11 protein-coding genes and 1 pseudogene are annotated in these 9,783 nt (G+C 70.7%); 7 read left to right on the forward strand and 5 right to left on the reverse strand.

Features of this window, described 5'->3' with window-relative positions:
• The 5 genes and pseudogenes from B8460_RS03985 to B8460_RS04000 all read left to right on the forward strand — a co-directional run.
• Positions 1-374 (forward strand): annotated as a pseudogene (locus B8460_RS03985) (carboxylating nicotinate-nucleotide diphosphorylase); the annotation flags it as partial.
• A gap of 151 nt (positions 375-525) precedes the next feature.
• The gene (locus B8460_RS23275; protein WP_241771103.1) at positions 526-1,530 is read left to right on the forward strand and encodes a flavin-containing monooxygenase; all 1,005 of its coding nucleotides are present in this window, start codon (positions 526-528) and stop codon (positions 1,528-1,530) included.
• Between the two features lie 72 nt (positions 1,531-1,602).
• Positions 1,603-2,169: an NAD(P)/FAD-dependent oxidoreductase gene (locus B8460_RS23280; protein WP_241771104.1), complete on the forward strand. Its 567-nt coding sequence runs from the start codon at positions 1,603-1,605 to the stop codon at positions 2,167-2,169.
• A gap of 68 nt (positions 2,170-2,237) precedes the next feature.
• Positions 2,238-3,299: an alpha/beta fold hydrolase gene (locus tag B8460_RS03995; protein ID WP_199445534.1), complete on the forward strand. Its 1,062-nt coding sequence runs from the start codon at positions 2,238-2,240 to the stop codon at positions 3,297-3,299.
• A 119-nt stretch (positions 3,300-3,418) separates the two neighbouring features.
• Positions 3,419-4,306, forward strand: coding sequence for a helix-turn-helix domain-containing protein (locus B8460_RS04000; protein ID WP_048860283.1), 888 nt, complete (start codon positions 3,419-3,421; stop codon positions 4,304-4,306).
• A 3-nt stretch (positions 4,307-4,309) separates the two neighbouring features.
• Here the strand turns inward: B8460_RS04000 and B8460_RS04005 are convergent, their stop codons facing one another.
• Positions 4,310-4,951: a 2-hydroxychromene-2-carboxylate isomerase gene (locus B8460_RS04005; RefSeq protein ID WP_048860284.1), complete on the reverse strand. Its 642-nt coding sequence runs from the start codon at positions 4,949-4,951 to the stop codon at positions 4,310-4,312.
• Positions 4,952-4,965: 14 nt separating this feature from the next.
• A complete protein-coding gene (locus tag B8460_RS04010; RefSeq protein ID WP_048860285.1) occupies positions 4,966-5,571 on the reverse strand; it encodes a TetR/AcrR family transcriptional regulator in 606 nt (201 codons plus the stop codon).
• A gap of 92 nt (positions 5,572-5,663) precedes the next feature.
• Between B8460_RS04010 and B8460_RS04015 the strand changes: the two genes are divergently transcribed.
• Positions 5,664-7,190: a 4-hydroxyphenylacetate 3-hydroxylase family protein gene (locus B8460_RS04015; protein WP_048860286.1), complete on the forward strand. Its 1,527-nt coding sequence runs from the start codon at positions 5,664-5,666 to the stop codon at positions 7,188-7,190.
• Positions 7,191-7,198: 8 nt separating this feature from the next.
• Here B8460_RS04015 and B8460_RS04020 read toward each other — a convergent pair whose 3' ends face one another.
• A complete protein-coding gene (locus tag B8460_RS04020; RefSeq protein ID WP_241771105.1) occupies positions 7,199-7,972 on the reverse strand; it encodes a CoA-transferase in 774 nt (257 codons plus the stop codon).
• Positions 7,969-8,787 carry a CoA transferase subunit A gene (locus B8460_RS04025; protein WP_048860287.1) on the reverse strand — a complete coding sequence of 273 codons (819 nt, stop codon included), beginning with the start codon at positions 8,785-8,787 and terminating at the stop codon, positions 7,969-7,971. The genes B8460_RS04020 and B8460_RS04025 overlap by 4 nt, the downstream gene beginning before the upstream one ends.
• Positions 8,788-8,943: 156 nt before the next feature.
• On the opposite strand from B8460_RS04025, the gene B8460_RS04030 reads away from it, so the two are divergent.
• Complete coding sequence (locus B8460_RS04030) at positions 8,944-9,153, forward strand: hypothetical protein (RefSeq protein WP_148360330.1); 210 nt, start codon at positions 8,944-8,946, stop codon at positions 9,151-9,153.
• A 6-nt stretch (positions 9,154-9,159) separates the two neighbouring features.
• Here B8460_RS04030 and B8460_RS04035 read toward each other — a convergent pair.
• Positions 9,160-9,783, reverse strand: a 624-nt coding sequence (locus tag B8460_RS04035; protein WP_048860289.1) for a DUF2459 domain-containing protein, incomplete at its 5' end; no start/stop codon positions are given.

The raw sequence follows: 9,783 nt of genomic DNA on the forward strand, positions 1-9,783 counted from the left end.
TCGGCCTGGATGACGCCATGCTGATCAAGGACAACCACATCGCCATCGCCGGCGGCGTCGCCCCGGCGCTCGCCCGCGCCCGCGCCGCCGCCGGGCATCTGGTGCGGATCGAGATCGAGGTGGATACGCTCGACCAGCTCGACGCCGCCCTGGCGGCGGGGGCGGATGCGGTGCTGCTGGACAACATGTCGCCCCCGATGCTGGCCGAGGCGGTGCGGCGCATCGACGGGCGGGCGGTGGCCGAGGCGTCGGGGCGGGTCACGCCGCGGACCGCGCCCGCGATCGCCGCGACCGGGGTCGATCTGATCTCGATCGGCTGGCTGACGCACAGCGTCCCCGTGCTGGATATCGGCCTCGACCTGCGCCCGGGCTGAACCGCCCCGCGCGTTTTGCCAGCTTCGTTCAAGACTGCCCCCCTCGACCGCGGGCAGGGTGTCGGCGCGTCCGGGTACGCGCAGCGGGCTCTCCGCCCGTCCGCCGCCCGGCGTCACAACACCCGAAACGGGGACACACAGGGGGACGACCATGCCCGACACACATGCGGCGGCGCAGGCCGCCGTCCAGCCGCTGACCGGGACGGTGGATGCCGTGGTCATCGGCGCCGGATTTTCCGGCATGTACATGCTGCACAAGCTGCGCGACCAGCTCGGCCTTAACGCGCAGGTGTTCGAGGCCGGCGACGGCGTCGGCGGCACCTGGTACTGGAACCGCTATCCCGGCGCGCGCTGCGATTCCGACAGCTATATCTACTGCTTCACCTTCGACCGGCAGATGCTGCAGGACTGGCAGTGGTCGGAGCGCTATCCGGAACAGCCGGAGATCCTGCGGTACCTCGAATTCGTCGCCGACCGGCTGGACCTGCGGCGCAGCATCCGCTTCGGCACGCGGGTGACGGAGGCGGTGTTCAACGAGACGGACGGCACCTGGACGGTGCGGACCGATCGGGGCGACACGCTGACCACCCGCTATCTGATCGCGGCGGTGGGCAGCCTGTCGGCGACCAACGTGCCGGACATCAAGGGCCTCGATCGTTTCGCCGGCAAGTGGTACCACACCAGCCGCTGGCCGCATGGCGGCGTCGATTTCACCGCCAAGCGCGTGGGCGTGATCGGCACCGGGGCCACGGCGGTGCAGGCGATCCCGGTGATCGCGCAGCAGGCGAAGCAGCTCACGGTGTTTCAGCGCACGCCCAATTTCTGCGTCCCCGCACGCAACGGCAAGGTCGATCCCGAGGTGTGGGCCGCCCGCCGCGCCCGCTATGACGAGATCATCCGCAACATCCGGGCGTCCTATTTCGGCTTCGAACTCGACTTCATCCCGAAATCCGTCCTCGAGACGCCGCCCGAGGAGCGCGAGGCGGTGTTCGAGTCGATGTGGGACGAGGGCGGGTTCCGCTTCTGGCTCGGGAACTATCAGGACATGTTCTTCGTCCGCGAGGCGAACGAACTCTGCGGCGACTTCATCAAGCGCAAGATACGCCGCATCGTGAAGGACCCGGCGGTGGCGGAGAAGCTGATCCCGACCACCTAAGCCTATGGCACCAAGCGGCAGCCGCTCGACACCAACTACTACGAGACGTTCAACAAGGAGAATGTCGAGCTGGTGGACATCCGCGCCAACCCGATCGACGAGATCGTGCCGGAGGGTGTGCGCGTCGGCGAGACGGTCTATCCGTGTGACATCCTGGTCATCGCCACCGGCTTCGACGCGATGACCGGACCGCTGACACGCATGAACGTCGTCGGGCGGGGCGGGGAGACGCTGGCCGAACACTGGGCGGACGGGCCGCGCAGCTATCTCGGCATCGCCGTCGCCGGCTTCCCGAACCTGTTCACCATCACCGGACCGGGCAGCCCGTCGGTGCTGAGCAACATGCCCGTCTCGATCGAGCAGCACGTGGAGTGGACCGCCGACTGCATCGCCCATCTGCGCCGCAACAACGTCTCCACGTTCGAGGCGACGCCGCAGGCGGAGGCCGAGTGGACCGCGCATGTGGCGGAGGTCGCCAACTCCACCCTGATGCCGCAATCCGACACCTGGTACACGGGCATGAACATCCCCGGGAAGCCACGGGTCTTCATGGCGTATCTGGGCGGCGTCGGGCCGTATCGTCAGAAATGCGAGGAGATCGCGGCCAAGGGCTACGAGGGCTTCGCCCTCACCGCCTGAACCGCCGGGCACGCATGCGCGTCGCGGCACGGCGCGCATGCGTGATACCGTACGCGAACAAACACAAAATGACGGGGGATGACGTGACCGAGAACGCCTATTACTCCCAGGACCTGCACGGTCCGTACGAGATGCACGACATCGGCGACCTGCCGCTGGAGGAAGGCGGCACGCTACGCGGCTGTCAGTTGGCCGTCGCCCGGCACGGCACGCTCAACGCGGCCAAGGACAACGTGATCCTGATCCCGACCTGGTATTCCGGGACGAGCAAGATCATGGAACAGGTCTATATCGGCCCCGGGCGTGCGCTCGATACCGACAAATACCACATCATCATCGTCAACCAGATCGGCAACGGCCTGTCCACGTCGCCGCACAACACGGCCGGTCCGTCCGGCGCCGGACATTTCCCGCATGTCCGCATCGGCGACGACGTGCGCGCGCAGCACCGGCTGCTGACGGAAAAGCTCGGCATCTCCTCGCTCGCGCTTGTCGTCGGCGGGTCGATGGGCGCGCAGCAGACCTATGAATGGGCGGTCCGCTATCCCGACATGGTGCGCCGCGCCGCGCCGATCGCCGGGACCGCGCGCAACACGCAGCACGACTTCCTGTTCACGCAGACGCTGGTGGACGCGATCACCTCCGATCCCGGTTTCAACCATGGCTTCTATGCCTCGCCGGCCGACGTGCGGGCCGGTCTGCTGCGGCACGCGAAGATGTGGGCGGTGATGGGCTGGAGCACGGAGTTCTACCAGCACGGCCGCATGGCGCAGCTCGGGTTCTCCTCGCTCGACGATTTCGTCGTCAACTTCATGTTCGGCTATTTCGGCGTGATGGACCCGAACGACCTGATCTGCATGGCGTGGAAATGGCAGCGCGGCGACGTCGCGCGCATGGCGGGCGGCGACCTCGCGGCGGCACTCGGCCGGGTGAAGGCCAAGATGTTCGTCATGCCGATCAGCCACGACATGTTCTTCCCCGTCGCCGACTGCGAGCGGGAGTGCAAGCTGGTGCCGGGGGCGCAGCTGCGCGTGCTGAACAGCATCGACGGCCATCTCGCGCTGTTCGGCGCCGATCCCGGCTTCATGCCGCAGCTGGAGGGGCATCTGCGCGAGCTGCTGGCCAGCTGATCCGCCGGGGCAGTCGGCCGGGGAGAACTCCGGCCGGTTGCAACCATCCGACAGGCGCGTTGTCCGCGCCGCGCCGCCATGCTACTGACCGGTAGAATGAGGGGCGGGCGAGGAAACTGATGTCCGCATTGCTGCCGCCGGCCGAACTGCCGAAATACGTGCCGGGCGAGATCCTGTGCGCGAGTGACGCGCTCGGCTGGCGCGGCGTCGGCGTGCGCGCCTATCGCTACACCGGCCTCGACGTGGAGGTGCCGCCGCTGCGCGACTTCACCATCGTCGCCTACCGGCGCGGCGGCACGCTGATGGAACGGCGCTTCGACGGCCGCTGGACCCGTACGCGCTGCGATCCAGGCGACGTCTCGCTCGTTACCCGGGCGCAGCGATCCCACTGGCACTGGACCGAGGCGATCGAGGTCGCCCATATCTATCTCGCCCCGTCCCTCGTCGATGCGGTCGCGAAGGACGTGTTCGACCGGGCGGTCGCGGACGTGCGGCTGCCGGACCTGCTGCGCGCCCGCGACAGCGTCATCACCGGCGCGGCGGAGGCGATTACCGCCGAGGCCGCCGGCGGGGGCACGCACGGCGCCCTGCACGCCGAGGCGGTGGGCGCGCAACTGGCGGCCCACCTGTTGCGCCGCTACGCCGCCTGCACCTATCGCGGGCCGCGCGCGCCCGCCCGTCTCTCGCCCGCGCAGCGCCGGCGCGTCGTCGATCATATCGAGGCGCATCTGCAGGAGCCGATCGGCCTGGAGTCGCTCGCCGCTGTGCTCGGCCTCGGCGTCTGGACCTTCGGCCGCCATTTCCGCGCGACCTTCGGCTGCGCGCCCTACGCCTATGTGATCGACCGGCGCGTCGCCCGCGCCTGCGCCCTGTTGGCGCAGCGTGATCTGCCGATCAAGGACGTGGCGTCGGCCTGCGGCTTCGCGGATCAGGCGCACATGACGCGCGTCTTCCGCCACCGGCTGCGCGTCACGCCCGCCGCCTACGCCCGCGCCGCCGCGACCTGACGGCTACCGCTTGCGGGCGTGCGCGATCGGGGCGGCGGCAAGCGTCGCCGCGCGCGCCAGTTCGCCCCGCGTCAGGATCGCCGGATCGTCGATGAACGCCCGCGCCAGCGGCAGCGAATCCAGGCCCCAGAACACCTCGCCGCCGACCGACAGCGTCGGCACGCCGAACACGCCCTCCGCCGCCGCCTGTTCGGTATTGCGGCGCAGCGCGTCCTTCGCGCCGCGCGCCTCGATCAGCGCGGCTCCGTCCGCCACGCCCAGCCGGGTGAGCAGGCGCGACCACGCGGCATCGTCGGTGACATCGCCGCCGTCACGCCAGACATAGTCCATCACCGCGCGCACCGCCTCCGGCGCGCCATCCAGCGCCGTCAGCAGCCGCATCGGGCGCAGCGGGTTGAACGGGTGCAGCGACGGGAAGCGGAACGGTATGCCGCGACGGGCCGCCTCATGCGCGCAGAAGCGATAGGTGTGCAGCCGCTTCGCCGGGATCTCCACCGGCCCGAGTTGCCCCCAGTGGCCCAGCAGCCCGGCGAACAGCACGGGCCGGAACGTCACCGCGACCGGCAGCGCCGCCACCTCCGGCAGCGCCAGATAGGCGAACGGGGAAATGACGTCGAAGGACCAGACCGCCGTGCGCGTCGTCATCCGTCGCTTCCGTCTCAGGTTCCGTCGCGCAGGTGCCCGACCTGCCGGCGCACATGCGCGTCCATCATCGCCTCGGCCGAGGCGCCGAACATGCGTATGCGCCCCGTATGGGCGAGCAGCAGCAGCCCCACCGCATGCGCGAACAGATCGACCACCAGCAGCTCGGCCGCCTCCGCCGACAGCCCCGCATCGCGCGCCGCGTCCGCGATCGGCGCCAGCGCGTCGGCCAGCGCGGCATTGAGCGCCTCGTCCCGCGCGCGGCCGAGCCCGGCCGGCTTCATGCCGCCGCGCAGCAGGTAGAACCCGAGATCGAGGTCGCGCGGATGCTTCGCATAGAAGCCGAAGAACGCCATCGCGGCCGCATGTAGCCGCCCGGCCCATGTCGTCTCGGTCGCTGCCGCCGCCGCGACGTCACTGCCCAGCCGCGCGAGCGAGGCGTGCAGCACGGCCGCGTAGAGGTCTTCCTTCGACGTGAAATGGAAGTACAGCGCCGGCGGCGTGTATCCCGCCTCGGCCGCGATCGCCCGCAGCGACGCGCCGTCCAGCCCGTCCGCCTCGAATACCCGCCGCGCCGCGTCGAGGATCAGCGCCCGTTTCGCCGTGCGTTCGGTTATGCCCATCCGCCTGCCCCTACCGCCAGATGCTTGGCTTGACTTTCGCGTCTAACACCGTTCAATTCGGCGGGCAAGCCGATAGGGTGGGGAAGACCGTCATGCTGATGACCGCGGACGCCTATCGCGAGTCGCTGCGGAGCCTGTCGCCGCGCGTATTCATCGATGGCGAGGCGGTCGCCTCCGTCGCCGACGAGCCGCGGCTGGCGCCCGGCATCAACGCCGTCGGGATCACCTATGACTACGCGCACCGGCCGGAGCACGCGGCGATCATGACCGCGCGGCAGTCCACCAGCGGCGCGCTCGTCAACCGCATGACGCATATCGACGAGGGCGCGGCCGACCTGCTCGACAAGCTGGAGGCGGTGCGCCTCGTCTGCCGTGCCTCCGGCTGCGCGCAGCGATACCTGGCCCACGACGTGCTGAACGGCCTGTATCAGGCGACGCATCGCGCCGACGCGACGCACGGCACCGACTATCACCAGCGCTTCCTGTCGTGGATGCATGCGGTGCAGGATCGCGACCTCGCCCTCGGCATCGCCATGACCGACGCCAAGGGCGACCGGTCGAAGCGTCCGGGACGCCAGACCCGCCGCGACGTCTATGTCCACATCGCCGAACGCCGTCCCGACGGCATCGTGCTGCGCGGGACCAAGGCGATCGTCACTGGCGCGCCCTATATGCACGAGTTCGTCGTGCTCCCCTGCCGCACGCACACGGCCGAGGACGCCGATTTCGCCGTCTGCTGCGCGGTGCCCGTCGATGCGCCCGGCGTCACCATCGTCGCGCGGCCCGCCGGCCGCCCGGGCGAGGCGGCGGCAAAGTTCTCCGCGACCTATGGGCAGACCACCGCCGTCGTCATCTTCGACGACGTGTTCGTGCCGCACGACCGAATCTTCCTCGCCGGCGAGCACGAGGAGGCGGGCTTTCTCACCACCGCCTATGCGACGCATCACCGCCACACCTGCATCGGCGCGCGCGCCGGCTTCGGCGACCTGCTGATCGGCGCCGGCGCGCTGATGATCGAGGCGAACGGGCTCGATCCCGATCGCCACGGCCATATCCGCGACGCGATGGTCGATCTCATCACCATCACCGAGGGCTTCTATGCCTGCGGCGTCGCCGCCTCGACCTATTGCACGCAGGACCCGGTCGGCTCGGTCACGCCCGATGTCGTGTTCTCCAACATCGGCAAGCTGCTGCTGGCGACGAAGATCTACGACATGCACCGGCTGGCGCATCAGGTCTCGGGCGGCCTCATCGTGGCGCTGCCCGGCCCGGACGAGGATCACAACCCGGAGACCCATGCCTCGCTCGCCGCCGTGCTCGGCGGGCGCGACGACATCCCGGCGGCGCAGCGCCTCGCCGTGTCGCGGCTGATCGAGGATCTGACCGTCTCGCATCAGGCCGGGTGGTATTCCGTCATCTCGCTGCACGGCGGCGGCTCGCCGGAGGCGATGAAGCGCGAGATCTGGCGCCACTATCCGGTGCGGGAAAAAGCCGACCTGGTGCAGACGCTGCTCGATCGCGGCGTGCTCGACGACACGCGGCCGGGGTCGCGGCAGCCGGGACGCTGCTGCGCGCGCGGCTGCACGGAGCCGCAGCGCCTGGCTGACGCCGCGGAATAGCGCGCGTATCAGCTCAAGGCGTCGATCTCCGCCCGCAGGCCGCGGGCGAACTCGGGATAGGTCTCGGCCAGCTCGTCGAGCACGCATCCGCGCAGCAGGCCGAGCGTATGCGCGTCCGGATCGGGCGTCACGGCCGGCATCGCGTCGTGGTCGAACGTGAAGCCGGTCGCGTCGCGTATGTCCGCGAGCGTGTGGCCCGGGTGGATCGAGACGAGGCGGAACCGTCCCGCCGCGCGGTCGAAGGCGAACTGCGCGAGCCCCGTCAGCAGCGCCTGCGGCCCGCCGGTGCGGAACACGCCGGGCGGGCTCGTGCCCGGGGCGCTGATGAAATCGACCTTGTCCACGAAGACGCGCCGGGAATGCTCCTCGCGGAACAGGATGATGCGCGGCACGACATAGGCGAGGAACGCCGAGCCGAACGAGCCGGGCCAGCGCACGCGCGAGTCCGGATAGCCGCCGGCGCCGACGAGGTTGATGTTCCCCGCCCCGTCGATCTGTCCGCCGCCGAGGAAGAACGCGTCGATCCGCCCCTGCGCCGCGCAGTCGAACAGCTCGACCCCGCCATTGGTGAAGAAGTTGTGCGCGACGGAGCCGAGGATCGAGATGCGCATCGGCGCGTCGTCATCGGCGCGCATCGCCCGCAGCAGCATCGCGCCGGCGGCGGGCATCGGCGAGGACGCGCCCACCGCGACATGCCGGCACCCGTCGAGGAGCCGCGCGATGGTCGCGATCAGCCGCTCGCGCGGGGCGACGCGCGGCGTGGTCATGGCCGCCGCCGTCATGCCGGCACGGCCTCTGCGCACGCGGCGGCGAGGTAGTCGCGGAAGCCCTCCGGCGTGCGCGCGGCGCGGGCATAGCGCGCGATCTCGCCCGGGTCGCCCGCGTATTCGCCCCAGAGCGGATAGGGCGCGGCGCCGCGCGGGGCGACCGCGATCGCGTCCACGTACAGCGACGGCAGCACGCCGGCGGCCGACATCTCGGTCGCCAGCAGGTCGCCGTCCTCGATCCGCTCGACCGTGACCAGCGTGCGCCGCGCCGCGTAGGCCATGGTGGCAAGCTCGCGGCGGCGTCCGATCCACACATTGCCCGCGCGGTCGGCGGCCGGTGCGTGGAAGATCGCCACGTCCGGGACGATCGCGGGAATGACGACGATCGGATCATCGTCCTCGGCGAAGGGGTTGTCGATCACCCGCCAGTCGGGCCGGTTGGCCAGCACGTCCGAGCCGATCAACCCACGGATCGGCAGGAAGGGCACGCCCTTCTGCGCGGCGATCAGCCCGGCATGGACGGCGGGGCAGGTGGCATCGAGGATGCGGACGCTCCCCTCGCTCACGGCGCGCATGAAGCACGGCGCGCCGCCGGCCTCGCCGAGCGTGACCGCGCTGGTCTCGATCGTCGCGACCCGGCCCGCCCCGATCAGCAGGTCGGCATGCATGCCGCCCGCCGGGACGCAGACGAGGTGCAGCCCGTCGCACCCGTCGCGCAGCATCTGCCACGTCATCGCCATCGAGACGCCGGAATAGTCGGTCGGCACCGCGACCTTGCTACCGGACCGCACGAGGCGCCCGAGGCCGCCGATATCGAGGATGCGTGTCATCTTGCCGCTCTCCAGCCGTCACGTCCCGATTCCATAGCGCAGGTGCCGCCGTCCCGCGCGGGCGTTTGCGGCATGTCTGGCCGTGGCGGCGGTAGTGGTGGCCTCGCCGGACCGCTGATAGGGTTTTGCCGCAACGACGAATCTGGGGACGGCAGCATGCGACGGGACGGACGTGTGGGCGCGGTGGCAACCGGTGCGGGGAGGCTGGCCTGTGCCCTGGCCCTTGCCGGCGCGGTCTCGGCGCTGGCCGCGTGCAGCTCGTCCAGCGGCGGCGGCAGCTCGCGGCCGGCCAGCCCGACCTACATCATCATGCCCAACGGCCAGACCTCCACCTGCCTCGACGGCAGCGCGCCGCCCTGCAAATAGCGCGGCTCAGCGCGCCACCAGCGCCCCCGCGGCCGGCGGCGCGGCCGGCGTCGGCGTGAGGCGCTCCATCAGCGTCCCGGCGAGGTGGATATCCGCCGCCTCGACCGGCAGGCCGGCCCGCTCCAGCGCGGTCGCCGTCCACGTGTTGCACGTGTAGGCGAGGCTGTAGCCGGTGGCCGAGACATAGAACAGGCTGCCCGGCCACGGCCCGGCGTTGAGCAGCCGTGGCCGGCCCGACGCGTCATGCGCGATCGTGGACCAGATGAAATCGGACACGGCCGCCGCCCCGCCGGGCGGCAGCGCCACGGTCGCGACCCGCAGGTCGGGATAGGCGGCGGCGGCGGTGGTGGACAGCGCGCTCACCTCCACCGCGGCGTCGCCGGGGATCGGCCCGATCACGTAGTCCCAGACGCTGTGCGCCGGCGCGATCATGAAGGTGCGCTTGCCGAAACCGAACACCAGCGTCTTCGCGCCGGGGAAAATCGCGCGGAAGACCCGCAGCTGTCTCACCGCCTCATCGGCCGGCAAGGCGAGGTCGGTGTGCCAGCCGTGGTCGATGACCGAGAGGGTCGCGCCGTCCCCCTCGCGCGCCGCCGGCAGCGGCGGCGGTGCGGCGCATGCCGCGAGCGC

The organism is Acidisphaera rubrifaciens HS-AP3 (assembly GCF_000964365.1).
Lineage (GTDB): Bacteria > Pseudomonadota > Alphaproteobacteria > Acetobacterales > Acetobacteraceae > Acidisphaera > Acidisphaera rubrifaciens.

Excerpts from the sequence above, each read along its gene's own strand:
- B8460_RS23275 (WP_241771103.1), top strand. The coding sequence starts at position 526 with ATGCCCGACACACATGCGGCGGCGCAGGCCGCCGTCCAGCCGCTGACC.
- B8460_RS03995 (WP_199445534.1), top strand. The coding sequence starts at position 2,238 with ATGACGGGGGATGACGTGACCGAGAACGCCTATTACTCCCAGGACCTG.
- B8460_RS04000 (WP_048860283.1), top strand. The coding sequence starts at position 3,419 with ATGTCCGCATTGCTGCCGCCGGCCGAACTGCCGAAATACGTGCCGGGC.
- B8460_RS04005 (WP_048860284.1), bottom strand. The coding sequence starts at position 4,951 with ATGACGACGCGCACGGCGGTCTGGTCCTTCGACGTCATTTCCCCGTTC.
- B8460_RS04010 (WP_048860285.1), bottom strand. The coding sequence starts at position 5,571 with ATGGGCATAACCGAACGCACGGCGAAACGGGCGCTGATCCTCGACGCG.
- B8460_RS04015 (WP_048860286.1), top strand. The coding sequence starts at position 5,664 with ATGCTGATGACCGCGGACGCCTATCGCGAGTCGCTGCGGAGCCTGTCG.
- B8460_RS04020 (WP_241771105.1), bottom strand. The coding sequence starts at position 7,972 with ATGACGGCGGCGGCCATGACCACGCCGCGCGTCGCCCCGCGCGAGCGG.
- B8460_RS04025 (WP_048860287.1), bottom strand. The coding sequence starts at position 8,787 with ATGACACGCATCCTCGATATCGGCGGCCTCGGGCGCCTCGTGCGGTCC.
- B8460_RS04030 (WP_148360330.1), top strand. The coding sequence starts at position 8,944 with ATGCGACGGGACGGACGTGTGGGCGCGGTGGCAACCGGTGCGGGGAGG.